The sequence below is a fragment of the Actinoplanes sp. NPDC051405 genome, from assembly GCF_055586185.1.
In genome coordinates this window covers 15,059-35,389 of the sequence record NZ_JBVJIR010000004.1, presented here as the reverse complement: position 1 = coordinate 35,389, position 20,331 = coordinate 15,059, and the positions used below count along the sequence as shown (strand labels likewise).

The following is a 20,331-nucleotide window of genomic DNA, read 5'->3' as shown; positions in this document are numbered from 1 at the left end:
GGAGATTGTCCTCAGTCCTTGACGGCGCCGGCCGTGACGCCGGCGGCCACGTAACGCTGCGCCAGGATGAGCAGCAGCGTCGCGGGGATGGAGGCGACCACGGCGGTGGCCATGATGGCGTTCCATTGCTGGTTGTTGTTGCCGATGTAGCGGTAGATGCCGAGCGTGATGGGCTGGTGGTCGGCGCCGCCGGCCAGCGTGGTGGCGAAGACGAAGTCCGACCAGGCCCACAGGAACGCGAACAGCGAGACGGTGACCACGGCGTTGCGGCTGACCGGCAGCACGACCGACCAGAACGTGCGCAGCGGCCCGGCACCGTCCACGGTGGCCGCCGCGCTCAGCTCGTCCGGGATGCCGGACATGAACGCGGTGAAGATCAGCACGCCGAACGGGACGGCGATGGTCGAGTCGGCCAGGATCAGCCCGGCCGTGGTGTTGAGCACGCCGGCCTTGAGATAGATGGCGTAGAAGCCCATCGCCATGATGATCCCGGGGATCATCTGGGCGATCAGCAGCACGAAGCTGAGCGCGCCGCCGCCGCGCGGGCGCAGCTTGGCCAGCGAGTAGCCGGCCGGGGCGGACAGCACGACGGTGAGCAGGACGGTGCCGAGCCCGACGAGCAGGCTGGTGCCCAGGTACGGCAGCTGCTGGTCGAGCACCGCGCGGTAGCCCTCGAGGGTGGCGTCGAACGGGAACACGTGCGGCGGGCTGGCCCGCATGTCGGTGTCCTTGGTGAACGACACGTTGATCATCCAGTAGACCGGGAACAGCATGATCGCCGTCAGCACGACGCCGATGCCGGTCTTCACGGGCCGCGTCATGCCTGCCTCCGCTGGATCCGGATGTAGATCAGCCCGCACACCAGGGCCATCACGATCAGGAGATTGCCGACCGCGGCGCCGGGACCGAACTCGGGCAGCAGGTTGCCGAAACTCAACCGGTATGACCAGGTGGCCAGCGTCGTGGACGAATCCGTCGGCCCGCCCTTGGTCATGATCCAGATGATGTCGAAGACCTTGAGGGTGTAGACCAGCCCGAGCAGCAGGGTGATCGCCGAGACCGGCCGCAGCAGCGGGAACGTGACCCGCCAGAACGTCGACCAGCCGGAGGCGCCGTCGAGCGCCGCCGCCTCGTAGATCTCGCCCGGGATCGCCCGCAGCCCGCTGTAGAGCACCACCAGGTTGAACGGCACGCCGATCCAGATGTTCGCGATGATCACCGAGACCAGCGACCACTGCGGCGAGGTGAGCCAGTTGACCGGGTCCACCCCGAGGACACCCAGCGCGGCGTTGACGATGCCGGAGTCGCTGTTGAGCATCCACGACCAGGTCGAGGCCGAGACGATCAACGGCAACAGCCACGGTACGAGGAACAGCGCCCGCAACGTCGCCGACAGCCGGAAGTTCTGGGCGAAGAACACGGCCAGGGCCATCCCGATGGCGAACTGGAAGACCAGCGAGACACCGGTGAACACGACGGTGTGCAGCAAAGCCGGCCCGAAGCTGGGATCACCGAAGACCGTGCGGTAGTTGTCCAGCCCGCTGAACGGGGCATCACCCTGCACGAACGAGCGCACGGTGTAGTGCCGCAGGCTCAGATCCAGGTTGCGGTAGAGCGGATAGGCGTAGAAGGCCAGCAGGTACACCACGACCGGTGCGAGGAAACCCCAGGCCGCCAGCTGCCGTGTCCGCCGCGCGCGCCGGGCCGCGGAGGTCCCGGCCCGCACCGGGGCGGTGGTCGCCGCCCCGGTACGGATCGTCGTGTCGTGGGCCATGGCTACCGCGTCGCCGCCGCTGCCGTCGACTGGGCCGCCTTGAGCGCGTCCTGCGGCGACTTGGAGCCGCTCAGCGCGGACTGGAACGCCGTCCACAGCGGCTGGGAGATCTTCGGGTACTTGGTGCCCAGATCGTCGCTGGTGCGGCCCTTGGCCGCCTTGACCGCCTCGAGCCAGACCTTCAGCTCCGGCGTGGCCGCGACCTGCTTGTCCTGTACGGCCGCGGTGGCCGCGACGTAGGACAGCGTGGTGTCGGTCGTCAGCGCGTTGTCGGCACTGGTCAGGCAGGCGATCAGCTGCTGGGAGACGGCGTAGCGGGCGGTGTCGGACTGCACGGGCGCGGTGACGAACTCGCCGCCGGTGGGCGCCGGAGCGGCGCCGCCGGCACTGGACGGGATCGCGATGATGCCGTAGTCGAAGCCGGTCTTCTTCGCGTTGGCCAGCTGCCAGGTGCCGTTCTCCCCGAACGCGTAGTCGCCGGTGGCGAACTCCTGCCAGCTCGTGGTCTGGGTGTTGTTGAGCACCGAGTTCGGCGCGTAACCCTGCTTGAGCCAGTCGGTCCACAGGGTCAGCGCCGAGACGGCCTGCGGGGAGTCGAGCTGGGTCAGGTTCGCGCCGGAGCCCCAGAACCAGGGCAGGAACTGGAAGCTGCCTTCCTCCGTACCGATCGCCGAGAAGGTGATGCCCTTCTTGCCGGACTGCTTCACCTTGCCCAGGGCCGCGGTCAGCGCGGCCCAGTCCTTGATCTGGGCCGGGTCGACCCCGGCCTTGGTCAGCACTGCCTTGTTGTAGTAGAGCGCCAGCGTGTTGGCGCCGATCGGGATGCCGAAGGTCCTGCCGCCGCTCTGCCCGGCCGCCAGCAGGTTGGGCTCGACGCCGGTGGTGTCGAGCTTGGACTCCTCGGTGGTGGTCAGCGCGCCGGCCTCGGCCAGCGTGGAGACCACCGGGTTGTCGACGATCAGCACGTCGGGGGAGTTGTCCTGCTGGGCGGCGAGCAGCGCCTTGTTGGTCAGGTCGGTGGTGTCGTAACCGGTGCGCTTGACGGTGACCCCGGCGTCGGTGCCGCACTTGGTCAGCAGCTTCACCCACTCGGAGCTGTCGTCGAACTGCGGGTACGGATCCCAGATCGTGTAGGTGCCGCTCGCCGCGCCGGAGGAGCTCGAACCGGAGTCGGAGGACGAGCAGGCGACGGTGAGGCAGGCGGTCAGCGTCAGCGCGGCAGCGGCGCCGAGCCGTCGGCGGGTGCCGGGGGAAAGTCTCATCAGGTGCCCCTTGGGCCAGGGAGGGAGGAAACAAGGAAAACGATTGCCTAAAAGTTAGGGAGCGCCTTGCGGCCATGTCAAGAGCTGATTACCGTGGGGTTACGCCGACCGCGAAAGCCCGGCCGGAAAACCTGGAGGAAACACTGACCACCATCGGACGGGCCGTCACCATCGCCGAGGTCGCCGCGCTCGCCGGGGTCTCCGTCGGCACCGCCTCCAAGGCCCTCAACGGCCGCGGCAGCCTGCGACCGGAGACCCGGCAACGGGTCCGGGAGGCCGCCGACCGGCTCGGTTTCGTGGCCAACGCGGCGGCGCGCAGCCTGCACTCCGGGCGCACGTACACGGTCGGCATGATCACCACCGACAGCATCGGCCGGTTCAGCATCCCGCTGCTGATCGGCGCCGAGGACGCCCTGGGCGCCGGGCAGGTCTCGGTGTTCCTCTGCGACGCCCGCGACGACCCGATCCGCGAGCAGTACTACCTGCGTACGCTGCTGAGCCGCAACGTCGACGGCATCATCGTCACCGGCCGGCGCACCCAGGCCCGCGCCCCGATCGCCGCCGGCCTGCACGTGCCGGTGGTGTACGCGTTCATCAGCTCGGCCGACCCGCAGGACTGCTCGGTGGTCCCCGACGAGGCGGACGGCGCGCGCCGGGCGGTGCGGCACCTGCTGTCCACCGGCCGGCGCCGGATCGCGCACGTGACCGGTCCGGAGCACCACCACTCCGCGACGGTCCGGGCGGCCGCCACCGAGCAGACCCTGCGCCGCGAGGGCCTCGACCTCGCGGTGCCGGTGCTGTTCGGCGAGTGGAGTGAGGCCTGGGGGCGGCAGGCGGCGGGCCTTTTGCTGGCCGCCGGCGCGGACGTCGACGCGATCTTCTGCGGCAGCGACCAGATCGCCCGCGGCGTCGCCGAGGCGCTGCGCGAGGCCGGCCGGGCCATCCCGGGCGACGTCGCTCTGGTCGGCTTCGACAACTGGGACGTCATGGTCGACGGCTGCCGCCCCGCGCTGACCAGCATCGACATGGACCTCGAGGGCATCGGCCGGTCGGCCGCGGAGCTGCTGCTCGCGGCGATCAACGGCGATCCGGTACGCGGCAAGCGCACCCGGCCCTGCCGGCTGGTCCCGCGCGCCTCCACAGCCCGCTGACGTGCCGCCGGAGCGGGATCAGCCGGTGCGGGGAGTGACCAGGCCGGACTCGTAGGCCAGGACCACGAGCTGGGCCCGGTCGCGGGCGTGCAGTTTGGCCATGGCCCGGTTGATGTGGGTCTTGGCGGTCAGCGGGCTGATCACCAGACGCTCGGCGATCTGGTCGTTGGACAGCCCCTGCGCCACCAGGGCGACGGCCTCGCGTTCGCGGTTGGTCAGCTCCTTGAGCTGCGCGCCGGCGCCGGCGCCGGTGCGGCGCGGCTCGGTGACGTAGCGGCTGATCAGCTTGCGGGTGATCGACGGCGCCAGCAGCGCGTCCCCGCGCGCGGCGACCCGGACGGCGTGCAGGAAGTCCTCCGGCACGATGTCCTTGACGAGGAACCCGGCGGCGCCGGCGCGCAGCGCGTCGAAGACGTACTCATCGAGGCCGTAGTTGGTCAGGATGACCACGTGCACCCCGGCCAGATCCGGGTCCGCGGCGATGCGCCGGGTCGTCTCGATGCCGTCCAGCACCGGCATCTGGATGTCGAGCAGGACGATGTCCGGCCGGTGCTCGCGGGCCAGGGCCAGACCTCGCAGGCCGTCGGCGGCCTCGGCCACCACCTCGATGTCGTCCTCCACATCGAGCAGCGCGCGGAACCCGCTGCGCAGCAACGGCTGGTCGTCAACCAGCAGGACCCGGATCACGCGGTCCGGTCCACGGGCAGCTCGGCCCGCACGGTGAAGCCGCCGCCGGTGCGGGGCTCCGCGCGCAGCCGCCCGCCCAGGGCGGTGACCCGCTCCCGCATCCCGAGCAGCCCGACGCCGGGCGTCGGGGCGCTGCCCGGCGTGGCCCGGCCGTCGTCGTCGACCTGGATCGCCAGGCCGTCCGGGAGATAGTGGATCCGGACCGACGCGGTCGCGGCGGCGGCGTGCCGGGCGATGTTGGTGAGCGACTCCTGCACGATCCGGTACGCGGTGCGGTCCACCGCCGCCGGCACGTCCTGCCGGGCTCCCTCGATCGTCAGCGTCGCGTCCAGCCCGGACGCCCGGGCCCGCTCCACCAGCTCCGGGACATGACCGACACCCTGCGGCGAAGTGGTGCCGTCGTCGCGCAACGCCTCCAGGGTCGCCCGCAGCTCCCGGGTCGCCTCCCGGCCGGCCTCGCGGATCGCCAGCAGCGACTCCGGCACCTCCTCGCCCCGCTTGCGGGCCACGTGCACCGCGGCCTCGGCCTGCACCTTGATCACCGAGATCTGGTGGGTCAGCGAGTCGTGCAGCTCCCGCGCGATGTGCAGCCGTTCCTCGTCGGCGCGGCGCCGCGCGGTCTCCTCCCGGGTGCGTTCGGCCTCGTCCGCCCGCCGCTCGGCCTGCCGCAACGCCTCACCGGCGGCGCCGGCCGCGATCAGCCAGGCCAGCTCCAGGGCGCTGCGGGCCCGGGTGAACGCCTCACCCAGGTCGTGCAGGGACACCAGGGCCGCGAACGGCAGCGCGGCCAGCATGGCCACCGACACCACGATGGTCAGCCGGCGGTGTCCGGCCCGGACGGCGGCGTACACGGCGAACAGATACGCCACGGCGGGCACGTCGAACCCGGCCGCCTGCCAGCCCACCGCGCACAGCCCGGTGACGACCAGCACCGGTACGGGAGCCCGCCGGCGCGCGGCCAGCGCCAGGCCGGCCGCGACCAGCAGCACGTAGCCCAGCGGGTCGAGATCCGTGGCGGGCCGGCCGGACAGCCCGCCGGTCAGCAGCGCCGCCGCGATGCCGACGGCGATCGCCCAGTCGGTGACCGCGGCCCGTCTCCTGCTCATGGCCGCACCCTAGCCGCAAAGCCGCCGCGAGCGAGTCCTGCCCGGGGACGAGCGGACGACTACCGCAGCCGCGGTATCCGCGCCGTTTCTGCTGCGTCCGTGGCAGCCGGATGCGGCATCGGTGGCACCGCGAAGTGTCTGCGGCTGCCGGACGATCCGCGGCGCTCCCGGCGACAGGATCAGGCGACATCCGCAGAACCCGAGGAGAGCGACGATGCCCACCGAGACTCCACCCGCGGACGGCGCCCTGGCCCGGCTGGCCCTCTTCTGCTACCGGCGCCGCCGCCTGGTGCTGCTGACCTGGATCCTCGGGGTGCTCGCCGTGTCGGTCCTGGGCTTCGGCTTCGGCGCGGCCGCGGACAACGCGTACTCCGGGGGTGCGTCGGACTCGGCCAAGGCTCAGGTGCTGATCGAGCAGCACTTCCCGCAGCAGCAGGGTGACATGCTCACCCTGGCGGTCAAGGCGGACCGGGGGATCGACGACCCGGCCACCCGGCAGCGGATCGAGCGGGTCCTCGCCGAGCTGGACGCCGCCGCGGTCACCGGGCCGGTGGTCTCGCCGTACGCGGACCCGGCGCTGGTGACACCGGACCGCCGGATCGCCCGCACGACCATCCCGCTGACCGGCCGGGAACTGCCCAAGGCCGACGTCGTGCCGCTGGTCGACGCGGTCAAGGCGGCCGCCGGGGACGGCCTGACGCTGGGGCTGGGCGGCGAGGCGGCGGAGAAGGCCGAGACACCACCGCAGGGCCCGGCGGAGGGCGTGGGCCTGCTGGCCGCGGCGGTGATCCTGTTCGTCGCGTTCGGATCGCTGGTGGCGATGGGCCTGCCGATCGTCACCGGGCTGCTGGCCGTGATCGGCGGCGTCGCTCTGATGAAGATCGTGGGCCACGTGGTGCCGGCACCGGACTTCACCGTGCTCGTCGCCGTGCTGATCGGCCTCGGCGTCGGCATCGACTACGCGTTGTTCATCCTGACCCGCTACAAGGACAGCCTGCACGACGGCGACGATCCCGAGCACGCCACGGTCAAGGCCATCACCACCGCGGGTCACGCGGTCCTGTTCGCCGGCACGACCGTACTGATCGCGCTGCTGGGCCTGATCGCCATGGGGCAGCGGATGATGACCGGCGTGGCCATCGGCGCCTCGGTGACCGTGCTGGTGACGATGGTCGCCGCGGTGACCCTGCTGCCGGCGTTCCTCGGCTTCACCGGCCACAAGATCAATTCTCTGCGGCTGCCACGCCGCACGCTGCGCACCCGCCGGGCCGCGGGTGTCCCGCCGCGGGAACGCCAGGCCCCCGCCGAACGCTGGGCCGGCGTGGTGCAGCGCCGGCCGGTCGTCGCCGCGCTGCTGGCCGGCGCGCTGCTGCTGGTGCTCGCCGCGCCCGCGCTCTCGATGCGGCTCAGCCTGCCCGACGCCAGCGTCCAGCCGCACGACCGCGGCAGCTACACCTCGTTCGAGATCATCTCGGCGGGTTTCGGCCCCGGCTACGGCGCGCCCCTGATCTTCGCCACCCGGATCGGCTCGCCGGACGCCGACCTGGATCCCGTCGTCGCGGCGGTCCGCGCGACCGAGGGCATTGCCTACGCCACGCCGCCGCGGGTCAGCCAGGACGGGCAGGCCGCCACCTTCATGGCCTTCCCCCGGACCGGATACCAGGACGAGGCGACCACGGAGCTGGTGCACGAGCTGCGCGACGACGTCCTGCCCCGGGCGTCCGGTGGCGGCGAGGTCTACGTCGGCGGCCCGAACGCCGCCACCATCGACTTCGCCGAGGAGGTGAGCTCGCGCCTGCCCCTGATGATCGGCGTCGTCATCGTGCTGTCCCTGCTGCTGCTGATCGCGCTGGTCCGCTCGGTCACGATCGCCTTGCAGGCCGCGGTGATGAACCTGCTGTCGATCGGCGCCGCGTACGGCGTCCTGGTCGCGGTCGTGCAGTGGGGCTGGCTGGGCACCGCGCTCGGGTTCCCCACCGGCATGCCGATCACCACCTGGGTTCCGATGATGATGTTCCCGCTGCTGTTCGGCCTGTCGATGGACTACGAGGTCTTCCTGATCTCCCGGATCCGCGAGGAGTACGAGCGCACCGGCGACACCCGCCGGGCCGTCACCCGGGGCCTGGCCCGGACCGCGAAGGTCATCACGGCCGCGGCCGCCATCATGATCGCCGTCTTCACCACCGCGCTGCTCGGCCCGGACGTCTCGGTCAAGCAGATCGGCCTGGGCATGGCCGTCGCGGTGCTCATCGACGCCACCGTCGTCCGGCTGGTCCTCGTCCCGGCGGTGATGGAGCTGTGCGGCAAGGCCAACTGGTGGATGCCCGGGCGCCGGGCACCACGGGCGGCCCCGCCGGCACCGGCCGGCATCCGTGAAGACGCCACGGTCTGACCGTCCCGAAAGGAGTGATCCGGATGCGCAAGGTCTTCGTCATCAGCAGCGCGCTCGTCGTGATCGTCGTGCTGACCCAGTTCTACCTGGCCGGGGTCGGCGGGTTCAGCCGGCCGGCCACCACCGACTCGTGGACGGCCCACCGCGCCGGCGCCCTGGCCGTCATGGTGGTGGTGCTGCTCAACCTCGTCGTCGCGGCGCTGGCCCGGGCCGGCGGGCGGATCGTCGCGTTCGCCGCGCTGCCGCTCGGTCTGGTCGTCCTGCAGTTCGTGCTGGTCGCGCTGAGCAACGCGCTGGGCGGCAGCCAGGACGACCGCACCGGCCTGCCGCTGTACGTCGTCGCCCTGCACGTGCTCAACGGCCTGGCCATCCTCGGCACCGCCGTCACCGGACTGATGAACGCCCGCCGCCTCGCCGCCGGGGCGGTCACCGGCACCCCGCGGACCCACGCGGCATGAACGTGATGCTGGTCCTCGACCTGCTCCTGCTGCTCGTCGCCGCCGGCCTGTGGGCGGCGGCCTGGCCGCTGCGCGACGCCCGGGCCGGCACCCCGGTGCTGATCGCGGCCGTGCTGGCCACGGTGGCCCGGGCCACCGTGGTCGTCGTGCTCGGCCGGGCCGGCTGGTGGTTCCTGCCGGACCGGCTGGTGACCGCGGTCCCGCTGACCTTGCTGGCCGCCTGGACCGGGATCGCCCTGGCCCGCCGGCGGACCCCGGCGACACCGGTGCTGATCGCCGCGGCGTACCTCGCGGTCGCCGGCCTGGCGATGCAGCTGCTGGTCGGCTACCCGGTCACGGCGGGCGCGATCGTGGCCGTCTTCGGACCGGGCGCGGCGGCGCTGCTGGCGTGGCGGCTCCGGGCCCGGACGGCCCGCGTCGCGGTGGCGGCCGCCACGGTCATCGCGCTGCTGGCCGCAGGTGTCACTGCCGCCGCGGGCAGCCGGTTGCCCGACCGGCTGGACCACCACAGCGCAGGCGGCCACGCCGGGCATGCCGTGTCCGTCGCCGACCTGCGCGGCCCGGCCCGCCCGCCGACCCGCACCTTCACGCTGACCGCCCGCGCCGCGGCGGTCACGCTGCCCTCCGGGACGACCGTGGACGCCTGGACCTTCAACGGCATGCTGCCGGGCCCCGAACTGCGGGTGACCCAGGGCGACCTCGTCGAGGTGACCCTGCGCAACGAGCTGCCGGACACCGGGGTCACCCTGCACTGGCACGGCTACGACGTGCCGGCCGGCGAGGACGGCGTCGCCGGGGTCACCCAGGACGCGGTCCCGCCGGGCGGCACGTTCACCTACCGGTTCGCGGCCGAGGACGCCGGCACCTACTGGTACCACTCGCACGAGCTGTCCAGCACGGCCGTGCGCAAAGGCCTCTACGGCAGCCTGGTGGTGGACCCCGCCGGCACCCGGCCGGCGCAGACCGACCTCGTCCTGCCGGTGCACCGCTTCGACGGCGGCGTGACAGTCCTCGGCGGATCGGACCGGCGCGAGACCCGTGACGTGCCGACGGGCCGGCCGGTCCGGCTGCGGCTGATCAACACCGACAACAACGCGCACCGGGTGGCGGTCAGCGGGACGCCGTACACCGTGGGTGCGATCGACGGCCGGGACCTCAACGGTCCGGCCTCGCTGACGGGCGAGACCACGCTGCGGCTGCCGGCCGGTGGCCGCTACGACGTGTTGTTCACCATGCCGGCGGGGGCCGTGCACGTCATGGTGGACGGGCGGGAGTCCGAGGGGCTGCTGCTGGGAGCGGGTGCGGCGCCCGCGCACCCGGACGGGACCGAGCTGGACATCACCCGCTACGGCACGCCCGCCCCCGGACCGTTCGGCCGCTACGACAAGGACTACACGCTGGTGCTGGACCGGCTGATCCGGTTCCTGGACGGGGTACCCGGGTACGCGTACACGGTCAACGGCGATGTCCAGCCGGACATCGCGCCGCTGCTGGTCGACGAGGGTGACGCCGTACGCACCACCGTGGTCAACCGCGGCACCGACAGCCACCCCATGCACCTGCACGGCCACCACGTGCTGGTGCTGTCCCGCGACGGGCGCCCGGTGCGCGGCAGTCCGCTGTGGCTGGACACGTTCGACGTGCTGCCCGGCGAGGTGTGGCAGGTCGCGTTCCGGGCCGACAACCCCGGGATCTGGCTCGACCACTGCCACAACCTGCCGCACGCCCGGCAGGGAATGGTGCTGCACGTGGCGTACCGGGGAGTGACGTCACCGTTCGCCGTCGGCCGGCACACCCCGAACCATCCCGAATGAGCCGTCGGGGACCGATAACGTGCGGGGGTGGACGTCGACTTCGCCGATCCCGGGTTCGTACGCGACCCGTACCCGCGGCTCGCCCGGCTGCGCGAGCAGGCGCCGGTGAGCTGGCACGCCCCGACCGGCCGCTGGCTGGCCGCCGGGCACGCCGCCGTCGAGGGCGTGCTGCGCGACCGCCGCCTCGGCCGGTTCTGGCGCGACCGCGAGCCCGCCGCGGTCTACGAGCCGTTCAACCTGCTGCACCGCAACCAGATGATGGAGAACGAGCCGCCGGTGCACACCCGGTTGCGGGCGCTGGTCGCCCGGGCCTTCACCCGCGGGCACGTCGAACGGCTGGGCCCCGCCGTCGCCGCCGAGGCCGCCGCCCTGCTGGCCGCCACCGGCCGGGAGTTCGACCTGCTGGCCGAGGTCGCCGAGCCGCTCGCCGTCACGGTCATCGCCGAGCTGCTCGGGGTGCCGCCCACCGACCGGCACCGGCTGCGCCCCTGGTCGGCGGCGATCGTGCGGATGTACGAGGTGTCGCCGACCCCGCGGACCGAGGCGGCGGCCCTGACCGCGAGCCAGGAGTTCGCCGACTATCTGCGCGACCTGGCCGAGCGCCGCCGGGCCGAGCCGCGCGACGACCTCGTCAGCCGGCTGGTGGCGGTCCGCGACGGCACCGACCGGCTCTCCGCCGACGAGCTGGTGGCCTCGGCGATCCTGCTGCTCAACGCCGGCCACGAGGCCTCGGTGAACGCGCTCGCCGGCGGCATGGTGGCCCTGCTGCGGCACCCGGACCAGCACGCGCGGCTGCGCGCCGACCGGGGGCTGCTCCCGGCCGCGACCGAGGAGATGATCCGGTACGACCCGCCGCTGCACATGTTCATCCGTACCGCGGCGGCCGACGTCGAGCTGGCCGGGGTCACCGTGCCCGCCGGCGCCGAGGTGGCCGCGTTGCTCGGTGCCGCGAACCGCGACCCGGCCGTGTTCACCGACCCGGACACGTTCGACGTGGGCCGCGACCCCAACCCGCACGTGGGCTTCGGCGCCGGCCTGCACTTCTGCCTCGGCGCGCCGCTGGCCCGCCTCGAGCTGCGTACGGCTGTGGCCGCCCTGCTCGACCACGCGCCCCGCCTGGAGCTGGCCGCCGAGCCGGTCCAGCGCCCGACTTTCGTCCTGCGCGGTTACACCGCAGTCCACCTGACAAGGCGGCCGTAGCCGCACCTGAAGAGAACCGTAAGTGCGCCCGGACATGATCAGTAGGTCAGCACGGCACACCAGTGATTCAGGAGAATTCCGATGCGCAAGCTCATCAACTCGACCTACCTCACTCTCGACGGCGTCATCGAGAACCCGATGTGGACCGGGCCCTACTTCGACGACGAGGCCGGCGCCTTCGCCGGTTCGCAGACCGAGCAGGCCGACGCGCTCCTGATGGGCCGGGCCACCTACGACGGCATGTCGGTGGCCTGGCCGGCCATGGACTCCAGCGACCCGAGCACCGGTGCGGCCTACTTCAACAGCGTCAAGAAGTACGTCGCGTCGACCACCCTGACCGACCCCACCTGGAACAACACCGAGGTGCTGCAGGGGGACCTGATCGCCGCGGTCACCGCGCTCAAGGCCCAGGACGGCAAGGACATCCTGCAGTACGGCTACGGCTCGGTCACCGCCCAGCTGGTCGCGGCCGGGCTGGTCGACGAGGTCCGCTTCTGGATCCACCCGGTGCTCGAGGGCGGCGACTCGCTGAGCACCCCGCTCAAGGACGTCAAGACCTCGTTCGAGCTGATCGACACCAAGGTGATGAAGAGCGGCGTGATCATCGCGTCGTACCGGCCGAAGACCGTCGCCTGACTCAGGCCGCGATGAGGGCCCGGGCGTCGTCCGGGCCCAGCCGGCTGCCCTCGGCGAGCAGTGCCGAGAAGCGTTCCTGGCCCAACGCGGTCACGACGCGGGCGGTGACCCGATCGGTCTCGTCGCGTTCCGCCGGGGCCGCGGGGGCCTCCAGCGCCGCCCGGGCCGCGGCCGCGGCACCCAGCAACTGGGCGGCCACCTCCGGTGCGGCCACCGCCGACGCCAGGCCCTCCAGGGCCATGACGGCGTCGCGCGGCGCGTCCATCGCCCGCGCGGCCGCGAATGCCTCCAGGTGCAGCGCCAGCCCGGCCGCCGGATCGCCGCTCTGCTCGGCCGCGTAACCGAGTTCGACCAGGATCATCGGCAGGTACAGGGCGGGCTGCGCCTCGGCCCGCCCCTGCTCGGCGATGGCCCCGAGGTGACGCAGCGCCGGCTCCAGGTCGCCGGTGCGGCGGGCGGCCATGCCGAGGCTCATGCCGGCGAAGACCAGCGCGGCCGGCGCGTCCTGCTCCGCCGCCAGCCGGTACGCGCGCTCGCCCAGCTCCCGGGCCCGCGGATAGTCGCGGGTCTGCACCGCCAGCCAGGCCAGCCAGGACAGTTTGCCGCCCACGTCCGGCCACAGCGCCAGCTCCTCGGCCCAGCCGAGACCCTGCTCGTGCAGGGCCGCCGCCCCCTCGTGATCACCTCGCATCTCGAGCAGGCCGCCGAGCCAGTCGTTGGCCTGCAACTGTCCCCAGCGGTCGCCCAGCTCGGCGAAGAGCGCGCCGCTGCGGGTCCCGGTGCGCTCCAGCTCCGCCAGGTCGCCGCGGACGTGGGCCAGCTTGGCCCGGGTGCTGAGCACCGCGGCCTCGGTCCATCGGTCCTCGAACACCGTCGGCAACAGCTCCGACGCCAGCGTGACCTCGCCGCGGTCGAGCACCGCGTTCGCCACGAACCAGGCCGCCCGGTCGCCGGGCTGCGCGGCCAGCGCGGCGCGGATCTCCCCGGCCACGACCGGAGCACCCTGCAACAACGCGAACCCCGCCCGCCAGGCCGCCGCCTGTGCCTGCTCGGCCGCGCTGCCGTCGTGAGCCAGCGCCCGGCGGGCCTCGGTGAGCCGGCCGCGCAGGATCCAGTACCAGGTCAGCGCGTTGGCCAGGCGCAAACCGCCGCCGTGGGCCAGGGCCGCGCGCAGGTTGGCCGTCTCGGCGTCCAGCCGGGCCAGCCACTTCCGCTGGTCGGCGCCGCGCAGGTGCGGGTCGGCCTGTTCGGCCAGTGCGGTGTAGTAGGCCGCGTGCTGGGCCCGTACTGCTTCGAGGTCCGGCAGGCGCTCCAGGCCGAACGCCGCGATCGACTCGAGCAAGCGGTAGCGCGGCTCGGGGCCGCTGTCGTCGGGCACCACCAGCGACCGGTCCACCAGCCGGGCCAGCGCGTCCAGGTCCGCCCCGCAGACCTGCTCGGCCGCCTCCGGCGTGCAGCCGTCGGCGAAGACCGCGAGCCGGGCCAGCACCCGCTGGTCCGCGGCGTCGAGCAGCTCCCAGCTCCAGCCGATCACCGCGGTCAGCGTCCGCTGCCGGTCGGGCCGGTCCCGCTGGGCCGTGCTGAGCAGCCGGAACCGGTCGTCGAGCCGGTCCACCACGCCGGTCACGCCCAGCGACCGCACCCGGGTGGCGGCCAGTTCCAGCGCCAGCGGCAGTCCGTCCAGGCGCCGGCAGAGCTGGGCGACCGCGGGCGCGGTGCGCTCGTCGAGCCGGAAGTTGCGCTGGTGGGCGGCGGCCCGCGCGGTGAAGAGCCGGGCCGCGGCGGACCGGCGGACCGCGTCCAGGTCACCGCCGTCCTCCGGTACGGCCAGCAGCGGCACCTCCCACAGCACCTCCCCGGTCAGCCCGAGCGGTTCGCGGCTGGTGGCGAGCACCGTGACCCCGGGCGCCTCCCGCAACACCCGGGCGACCAGCGAGGCGGCCGGCTCGATCACGTGCTCGCAGTTGTCCAGCACGATCAGCAGCTGCCGGTCCCGCAGCGCGACGGTCAGCCGGTCGTCGGGGGCGACACTGGCGCCGGTCGTCTCGTGCACGTCCAGCGTGCCCAGCACCCGCTCGGCGATGCCCGGGTCACCGGCCGGCAGCGGCGCCAGCTCGACCAGGTGCACGCCGTCGGGGAACGACTGCTCGCGGGCCACCTCGGTGGCCAGCCGGGTCTTGCCGACGCCGCCCGGCCCGATCAGCGTGACCAGCCGCTGCCCCGGGACGAGCGTGCGCAGCTCGGCGAGCGCCTCGGCCCGGCCCACCAGCTCGTCCAGCCGGGCCGGCAGGCTGTTGCGGATGATGGCGGCCTTCGGCGGCGGGCTCAGCGCGGAGTCCTGCTCCAGGATCTTGCGGTGCAGCGCGGCCACCTCCGGGCCGGGGTCCAGCCCCAGCTCGTCGGCGAGGCGCTCGCGCAGGTCGGCGTAGCTGTCCAGGGCCTCGGTCTGGCGGCCGGCCGCGTACAGGGCGCGCAGGTGCAGGGCCCGCAGGCTCTCGCGCAGCGGATGCCGGGCGACCAGCTCGGCGAGCTCGGCGGCGACCAGATCGTGCTCGCCGCGGGCCAGCCGCGCGTCGGCGAGCCGCTCGCGCACGGTGAGGCGCTGCTCGGTCAGCCGGGTGGCCTCGGCCCGGACGAACTCCTCGTCGGCCATGTCGGCGTACGCGTCCCCGCGCCACAGCTTCAGGGCGGAGGTCAGCGTCTCCACGTCGCTCGCGCCGGCCAGCGCGGTGAAGTGGTCCGCGTCCACCTCAGCGGTCCGCAGCACGTACCCGGGGGAGCGGGACTCGACCAGGTCGCGGGCGCCCGGCTCGGCGTCGTTGAGCGCTTTGCGCAGCTGCGAGACGCGCACCTGCAGGGCGCCGAGCGGGTTCGCGGGCACGTCTTCGGCCCACAGATCGTCGATCAGCCGGTCCGCCGACACCACCTGGTTGCGGTTGGCCAGCAGGTCGGCCAGCAGCACCCGCACCTTGGCGCCGGGCACGACAACCGGCTCGCCGGCGTCGGTGGTGACCGCCAGCGGCCCGAGCACGCCGAATCGCATGGCGCACACCCTACAAGCGGGCAGCGGACCGCAAGTGAACCGTAAGGGCCGGTCGGCATCGTGAGGGCATGGACATCTACCACGAGGAACACGGCGTCGCGGCGGGCCGCCCGGTGCTGCTGATCCACGGCGCGCTCTCCGGCATCGGCACCTCGTTCGGCGCGATCCTGCCGCTGCTGGCCCGTACCCGCCGGGTCATCGCCGTCGAGTTGCAGGCTCACGGCCGTACCCCGGACATCGACCGCCCGTTCACGGTGGAGAGCTTCGCCGCCGACGTGGTCGCGCTGCTCGACCGGCTGGGCATCGCCACCGCCGACGTGTTCGGCTGGAGCATGGGCGCGGCGGTCGCGCTGCGGCTGGGCACCGACCACGCCGACCGGGTCGGCCGGCTGGTCCTGGCCTCGGTGAGCTTCGACCAGGCCGGCCTGCACCCGGGCCTGCTGGACGGTATCCAGGACCTGCGGCCCGAGCATCTGCACGGCTCGGAGCTGCACGACGAGTACCTGCGGACCGCGCCGGACCCGGCCGGCTTCGCGACGCTGGTCACCAAGATGAAGGTGCTGGACGCGGACCTGCCGCGGTGGACCGCCGCGCAGATCCGGGCGCTGGCCGCGCCCACCCTGCTGGTCCTGGGTGACGCGGACATCGTGCGCCCGGAGCACGCGGTGGAGATGTTCCGGCTGCTCGGCGGCGGTGTCGCCGGCGACCTGACCGGCCTGCCGGTCTGCCGCCTGGCGATCCTGCCGGGCACCACCCACACCGGCGTCCCGCAGCGCGCCGAATGGCTGGCCCCGATGATCGACGAGTTCCTGGACGAGGGTGAACCGGCCTGTGCCGTGCGCCCGGCGGCCTGACCGGGCGCACGACGCGGGCCTGCTGCGGTCAGCGGCGGAAGGGCCCGGTGACGCAGTAGGTGATGCCGCCCGACGACGATCCGCTGGTGCCGCGCTGCGAGGAGAAGTACAGGCGGTCGCCGGCCGGGGTGAAGGCCGGACCGGTGATCTCGGAGCCGCTCTGGCCGGTGATCCGCAGGAACGGCGAGACCTTGTCGTCCGGCGTGATCAGGCAGATGTCCATGCTGCCGCCGTCCTCGGCGACGTAGAGGTCACCGGCGGTGGTGCCGGTGATGTTGTCCACCCCGGACAGCGGGGCCGTGCCCGGGCTGACCAGGTTGTCGTCGTACGCGAGCTCGTAGGTGCCGGCCGCCAGGTTGACCTGCCAGACCCGGTTGTCGCCCTTGGTGGTGAACCAGACGGTGTCGTCGGCGTAGTGGCAGCCCTCGCCGCCGTTGAAGGACTTGGCCCCGGACACCTGGTTGCGGGTGGCGGTGGGGGAGCCGTCCGGGTCGGGCACGGTCGCCCAGGTGAAGGTGCCCGAGGTGGCGGTGCCGGCCCGGAACACCTGCAGGGTGCCGGTGGACAGGTCTCCCCAGGTCGCGGGGACGAAGCGGTAGAACTTGCCGTCGGTCTCGTCCTCGGTGAGGTAGACGACCCGGCGTACCGGATCGGCGGCCGCGGCCTCGTGCTTGAACCGGCCCATGGCCGGGCGGAAGACGGCAGTACCGCCCAGGGGGTAGGTCTCGAAGACCCGGCCCAGGCTGACCTCCTCACAGGACAGCCAGGTGTTCCAGGGCGTCTTGCCACCCGCGCAGTTCTGGTTGGTGCCGGACAGGATCCGCGACGCGCCGACGACCGCTCCGGCGGAGTTGAACAGGATCCGCGAGGCACCGCCACCGGATCCGGAGCTGACCTCGGAATTCGAGACGTAGACCCAGCCGGTGCCGTTGGGGATGACCGCTCCTCCGTCCGGGGCGTCGTGCCAGACGTAGGACGTGCCGCTGACGGCTTGCCGGGACCGGGCCACGACCGTACTGGTGAACCCGGCCGGCAGCTGGATGCCCCGGGCGTCGGCGCTCTGCAGCGGACCGTAGGGCCCGGTGGCGTTCTGTGCCGGTGCGCCGTACGCCGCGGACCACGCGGTGAAGGGCAGCGCCACCGCCCCCGCACCGACCACTGTCGCTCGCAGCATCGTTCGCCGATCCATGGAACCTCCTCGATGGGGTTCCTGGAGCCTGCGGGCGGTGCGTTGCCGGGCACGATGCGGAGCGTGAACCCGCGGTGGATTCTGGACCGCGACTTGGGCTCAGCTGAACCGGGCGACCGCCCGCAGCGGCGCGTGCCGCATCACGAAGCCGACCGGCACCCACGGCCAGGCCGGCACCTTGGACTGCGGGCGCTCGCGTTCGATGGCCCGCACCATGGCCCGCACGCCCTGCACGGTGGAGACCATCATCGGCTTGGGCTTGGCTGCCGGGTTGGCCTCCGAGACGATGTAGCCGGGGAAGACCGTGGTGACTTTGACCGCGGTGCCCAGCAGGTCGGCGCGGATGCCCTCGGCGAGCGCGGCGACCCCGGCCTTGGTGGCGGCGTAGGTGGTCATCCCGCGGGGCAGGCCGCGCATCGCGCTCATCGAGGAGATCACCACGAGGTGCCCGTGGCCCTGATCACGGAAGATCCGCACGGCGGCCTCGCACTGCGCCAGCGCGGCGACGAAGTTCGTCTGGGCGCTGTGCAGGTTGGTGTCGAAGCCGCCGGTGCCGATGGGCCGGCCCTTGCCGCCACCCGCGTTGACGATCACCCGGTCCAGCGTGCCGAACTCGGCCCGGACGGCGTCGAACACCTCGAAGACCCGGGCGTGCTCGGTCACGTCGAGCTGCCGTACCGTGACGGTGATGCCGGGATGGGCGGCCAGCAGCTCGTCCCGCAGGGCCTCGAGCCGGTCCAGCCGGCGCGCGCAGAGCGCCAGATCGCGGCCCCGCGCGGCGAAGTCGCGGGCCATCTGCTCGCCCAGCCCGGCACTCGCCCCGGTGATCAGGATGTTCTTCCGCACGCCCACGCGCCCGACCTCTCCTCGCCCTGCGTCCAGTCTCCAGCCTGCCGGATCTCCGCCGGTGGCCGGGGCGCGCACCTTCACCGAATCTGATCTCGGCGCCGGTGCTCACCTTGCGTGGCCGACGGCGGGATGCGGGTCGAGGTCCGCGACCAGGGTACGGGCTGGGCGAGCGCACCGCCGCGGAGCTCAACGCCCGGCTCAGCAGGCCCCGGCCGGGCCGATCCAGCCCGGGCTGGCCCGGAGCGGGTCGGTCCGGGGCGGGCCGCTGCGTCGGCCGGGTTGCTGCCCGCGACCTAGCGGCTGGCCGGCGTCGCGTCGTCGCGGTGCGGCCGGGCGTCGCGGCGGCGCGCGGCCTTGCCGGCGTACATGTCCGCGTCGGCCAGGCCGATCAGCAGGTCGCGGTCGACCGCCAGGCCCGGCCGGGCCTGGGCCAGGCCGATGGTCACGCCCACCGACACCACGCCGGCCGGCAGCGGGACGGGCGCCCGGACGGCCTCGATGATCCGGGCGGTGAGCTCGGCCGTCCCGGGACCCAGCGCGCCCCGGCAGAGGATGAGGAACTCGTCGCCGCCGAGGCGCCCGACCAGGTCCTCCCGGCGTACGGCGGCGGTCAGCCGACCGGCCACCGCCTTCAGCACGGCGTCGCCGGCCGGGTGCCCGTACCGGTCGTTGACGGGTTTGAAGCCGTCGAGGTCGCAGAGCAGGATCGTGACCTCGTCGAGGGTGCCCCGGTCCACCTCCGCGAGCGCCCGGTCGATCTCGGATGCGATGTGCCGGCGGTTGCACAGCCCGGTCAACTCGTCGTGGGTGGCGTGGTAGGCCAGGGTCTGCTCGGCGCGGTCGCGCTGGCCGGACAGGTGCCGGATGCGCAGCAGCACCAGCGGGACGACCAACAGCGTCCCGACCGGGAGCAGCAGGCTGGCCGACTCGGTGCCGCGCAACACCTGCACCGCCGCGATCAGCGGATTGGCGCTCAGCGCGGCCGCGAGCCAGCCCAGTCGCTGGCGCCCGGCACCCGGCCCGGCGCCCACCGGCAGCGTGATCGCCGGCGCGTCCGGATGCAGCGGCGCCGCCGCGATCGTCAGGTACGCTACCATCATCAGCCCGGTGCTCCACACGGTGCCCGAGCCGCTGGTCAGCGTCCCCGTGGCCGTGGCGGCCAGCGTGACGACGCCGGTGACGAGCAGATATCCCAGAGTGCCGCGGCCCGGCCGGGCGATCATGCCGATCCGCACGACACAGCCGATGACGCCGCACAGCACCAGCAGATCGGCCAGCAGCAGCACCTCACCGAGCGGCTGGGCCGTCGCGGGCAGGCGCGGCTGGATGACCCATTCCCACAGCGGCCCGCCCGCGCACAGCCCGAACAGCGTCGCGTCGATGATGCCGCCCGGGTCAGCGCTGGCCCGCCGGCGCACGGCCACGGCCACGCCGACCAGGAAGAACATGTGGGCGGTGGACTGCGTCAGGTCGAGCGCCGAGCCCTGCGCCCGGCCCAGGTGCGGCTCGTTGACCCAGCCGGGGAAGATCAGCTGGCCGGCGAAGAGCAGGACCAGGCCGACGACGGCGAGCAGCCAGGGCCGGCGGTCCGGCAGGTGCCCGCTGGCCAGGGCCGCGAGGAGGGTGACGATCGGCAGCACCGAGACGAGGGTGTAGACCACCGGGCGCCCGTCCGGTCCGGCCAGGGCGTACGCCACGCCGGCGCTCACCACGGCGGCCGCGGTCGCGGCGTGCACGGGCCACGCCGGTGCTGTGGCTCGCGGCCAGCGCATCGGCAGGTCCCCCTTCTCGACGTGTCGCCACCCTGATCGGTCTCGCGCATGCGGATCTGAGCAGAACATGTCCGCGGGGGTCAGCGATACCCTTCGCGGGCCGATCCGGACGAAGAACCCCAGCCGGGCCCACCTTCGGCCGGA

Annotated in this window: 16 protein-coding genes; 7 read left to right on the top strand and 9 right to left on the bottom strand. The window is 73.3% G+C overall.

Features of this window, described 5'->3' with window-relative positions:
• Nucleotides 1-11: 11 nt before the first annotated feature.
• Genes ACZ6S4_RS10665 through ACZ6S4_RS10655 form a run of 3 tightly spaced genes read right to left on the bottom strand, consistent with a single transcriptional unit; the run spans nucleotide 12 to nucleotide 3,036 of the window.
• A complete protein-coding gene (locus ACZ6S4_RS10665) occupies nucleotides 12-821 on the bottom strand; it encodes a carbohydrate ABC transporter permease (protein WP_465474686.1) in 810 nt (269 codons plus the stop codon).
• A complete protein-coding gene (locus ACZ6S4_RS10660) occupies nucleotides 818-1,774 on the bottom strand; it encodes a carbohydrate ABC transporter permease (protein WP_465474685.1) in 957 nt (318 codons plus the stop codon). The genes ACZ6S4_RS10665 and ACZ6S4_RS10660 overlap by 4 nt, the downstream gene beginning before the upstream one ends.
• Before the next feature lie 2 nt (nucleotides 1,775-1,776).
• Entirely contained in the window at nucleotides 1,777-3,036 is a 1,260-nt protein-coding gene (locus tag ACZ6S4_RS10655; protein WP_465474684.1) for a sugar ABC transporter substrate-binding protein, read from the bottom strand.
• 74 nt (nucleotides 3,037-3,110) lie between these two features.
• Here ACZ6S4_RS10655 and ACZ6S4_RS10650 point away from each other — a divergent pair, with 74 nt between their 5' ends.
• On the top strand, nucleotides 3,111-4,187 hold the full coding sequence (locus ACZ6S4_RS10650) for a LacI family DNA-binding transcriptional regulator (RefSeq protein WP_465474683.1): 1,077 nt from the start codon (nucleotides 3,111-3,113) through the stop codon (nucleotides 4,185-4,187).
• Nucleotides 4,188-4,205: 18 nt separating this feature from the next.
• Here ACZ6S4_RS10650 and ACZ6S4_RS10645 read toward each other — a convergent pair whose 3' ends face one another.
• Nucleotides 4,206-4,874 carry a response regulator gene (locus tag ACZ6S4_RS10645; protein WP_465474682.1) on the bottom strand — a complete coding sequence of 223 codons (669 nt, stop codon included), beginning with the start codon at nucleotides 4,872-4,874 and terminating at the stop codon, nucleotides 4,206-4,208.
• Nucleotides 4,871-5,980, bottom strand: a complete 1,110-nt coding sequence (locus tag ACZ6S4_RS10640) for a sensor histidine kinase (protein ID WP_465474681.1) — start codon at nucleotides 5,978-5,980, stop codon at nucleotides 4,871-4,873. The genes ACZ6S4_RS10645 and ACZ6S4_RS10640 overlap by 4 nt, the downstream gene beginning before the upstream one ends.
• 214 nt (nucleotides 5,981-6,194) lie before the next feature.
• Here ACZ6S4_RS10640 and ACZ6S4_RS10635 point away from each other — a divergent pair, with 214 nt between their 5' ends.
• The 5 genes from ACZ6S4_RS10635 to ACZ6S4_RS10615 all read left to right on the top strand — a co-directional run bounded on the left by ACZ6S4_RS10635 (nucleotide 6,195) and on the right by ACZ6S4_RS10615 (nucleotide 12,480).
• Nucleotides 6,195-8,372, top strand: coding sequence for an MMPL family transporter (locus tag ACZ6S4_RS10635; protein WP_465474680.1), 2,178 nt, complete (start codon nucleotides 6,195-6,197; stop codon nucleotides 8,370-8,372).
• Between the two features lie 23 nt (nucleotides 8,373-8,395).
• Entirely contained in the window at nucleotides 8,396-8,830 is a 435-nt protein-coding gene (locus ACZ6S4_RS10630; RefSeq protein WP_465474679.1) for a DUF6220 domain-containing protein, read from the top strand.
• Nucleotides 8,827-10,644, top strand: a complete 1,818-nt coding sequence (locus tag ACZ6S4_RS10625; protein WP_465474678.1) for a multicopper oxidase family protein — start codon at nucleotides 8,827-8,829, stop codon at nucleotides 10,642-10,644. Before ACZ6S4_RS10630 ends, ACZ6S4_RS10625 begins: the two co-directional genes overlap by 4 nt.
• Before the next feature lie 27 nt (nucleotides 10,645-10,671).
• Nucleotides 10,672-11,844: a cytochrome P450 gene (locus tag ACZ6S4_RS10620; RefSeq protein WP_465474677.1), complete on the top strand. Its 1,173-nt coding sequence runs from the start codon at nucleotides 10,672-10,674 to the stop codon at nucleotides 11,842-11,844.
• 81 nt (nucleotides 11,845-11,925) lie between these two features.
• Complete coding sequence (locus tag ACZ6S4_RS10615; protein ID WP_465474676.1) at nucleotides 11,926-12,480, top strand: dihydrofolate reductase family protein; 555 nt, start codon at nucleotides 11,926-11,928, stop codon at nucleotides 12,478-12,480.
• 1 nt (nucleotide 12,481) lies between these two features.
• On the opposite strand, the gene ACZ6S4_RS10610 is transcribed toward ACZ6S4_RS10615, so the two are convergent.
• Nucleotides 12,482-15,523, bottom strand: coding sequence for an AfsR/SARP family transcriptional regulator (locus ACZ6S4_RS10610; RefSeq protein ID WP_465474675.1), 3,042 nt, complete (start codon nucleotides 15,521-15,523; stop codon nucleotides 12,482-12,484).
• A gap of 68 nt (nucleotides 15,524-15,591) precedes the next feature.
• Here ACZ6S4_RS10610 and ACZ6S4_RS10605 point away from each other — a divergent pair, with 68 nt between their 5' ends.
• The gene (locus ACZ6S4_RS10605; protein WP_465474674.1) at nucleotides 15,592-16,377 is read left to right on the top strand and encodes an alpha/beta fold hydrolase; all 786 of its coding nucleotides are present in this window, start codon (nucleotides 15,592-15,594) and stop codon (nucleotides 16,375-16,377) included.
• 28 nt (nucleotides 16,378-16,405) lie between these two features.
• Here ACZ6S4_RS10605 and ACZ6S4_RS10600 read toward each other — a convergent pair whose 3' ends face one another.
• The 3 genes from ACZ6S4_RS10600 to ACZ6S4_RS10590 all read right to left on the bottom strand — a co-directional run bounded on the left by ACZ6S4_RS10600 (nucleotide 16,406) and on the right by ACZ6S4_RS10590 (nucleotide 20,187).
• The gene (locus tag ACZ6S4_RS10600) at nucleotides 16,406-17,566 is read right to left on the bottom strand and encodes an alkaline phosphatase PhoX (protein ID WP_465474673.1); all 1,161 of its coding nucleotides are present in this window, start codon (nucleotides 17,564-17,566) and stop codon (nucleotides 16,406-16,408) included.
• Between the two features lie 99 nt (nucleotides 17,567-17,665).
• Nucleotides 17,666-18,418 carry an SDR family oxidoreductase gene (locus ACZ6S4_RS10595; protein WP_465474672.1) on the bottom strand — a complete coding sequence of 251 codons (753 nt, stop codon included), beginning with the start codon at nucleotides 18,416-18,418 and terminating at the stop codon, nucleotides 17,666-17,668.
• A 290-nt stretch (nucleotides 18,419-18,708) separates the two neighbouring features.
• Nucleotides 18,709-20,187, bottom strand: coding sequence for a GGDEF domain-containing protein (locus ACZ6S4_RS10590; protein WP_465474671.1), 1,479 nt, complete (start codon nucleotides 20,185-20,187; stop codon nucleotides 18,709-18,711).
• Between the last annotated feature and the right edge of the window lie 144 nt (nucleotides 20,188-20,331).

Bases quoted from the DNA above. Each gene is read 5' to 3' on its own strand.
- ACZ6S4_RS10590 (WP_465474671.1), bottom strand. From the start codon at position 20,187: ATGCGCTGGCCGCGAGCCACAGCACCGGCGTGGCCCGTGCACGCCGCG.
- ACZ6S4_RS10600 (WP_465474673.1), bottom strand. From the start codon at position 17,566: ATGGATCGGCGAACGATGCTGCGAGCGACAGTGGTCGGTGCGGGGGCG.
- ACZ6S4_RS10665 (WP_465474686.1), bottom strand. From the start codon at position 821: ATGACGCGGCCCGTGAAGACCGGCATCGGCGTCGTGCTGACGGCGATC.
- ACZ6S4_RS10635 (WP_465474680.1), top strand. From the start codon at position 6,195: ATGCCCACCGAGACTCCACCCGCGGACGGCGCCCTGGCCCGGCTGGCC.
- ACZ6S4_RS10605 (WP_465474674.1), top strand. From the start codon at position 15,592: ATGGACATCTACCACGAGGAACACGGCGTCGCGGCGGGCCGCCCGGTG.
- ACZ6S4_RS10660 (WP_465474685.1), bottom strand. From the start codon at position 1,774: ATGGCCCACGACACGACGATCCGTACCGGGGCGGCGACCACCGCCCCG.
- ACZ6S4_RS10640 (WP_465474681.1), bottom strand. From the start codon at position 5,980: ATGAGCAGGAGACGGGCCGCGGTCACCGACTGGGCGATCGCCGTCGGC.
- ACZ6S4_RS10630 (WP_465474679.1), top strand. From the start codon at position 8,396: ATGCGCAAGGTCTTCGTCATCAGCAGCGCGCTCGTCGTGATCGTCGTG.
- ACZ6S4_RS10610 (WP_465474675.1), bottom strand. From the start codon at position 15,523: ATGCGATTCGGCGTGCTCGGGCCGCTGGCGGTCACCACCGACGCCGGC.
- ACZ6S4_RS10655 (WP_465474684.1), bottom strand. From the start codon at position 3,036: ATGAGACTTTCCCCCGGCACCCGCCGACGGCTCGGCGCCGCTGCCGCG.
- ACZ6S4_RS10625 (WP_465474678.1), top strand. From the start codon at position 8,827: ATGAACGTGATGCTGGTCCTCGACCTGCTCCTGCTGCTCGTCGCCGCC.
- ACZ6S4_RS10650 (WP_465474683.1), top strand. From the start codon at position 3,111: ATGTCAAGAGCTGATTACCGTGGGGTTACGCCGACCGCGAAAGCCCGG.
- ACZ6S4_RS10615 (WP_465474676.1), top strand. From the start codon at position 11,926: ATGCGCAAGCTCATCAACTCGACCTACCTCACTCTCGACGGCGTCATC.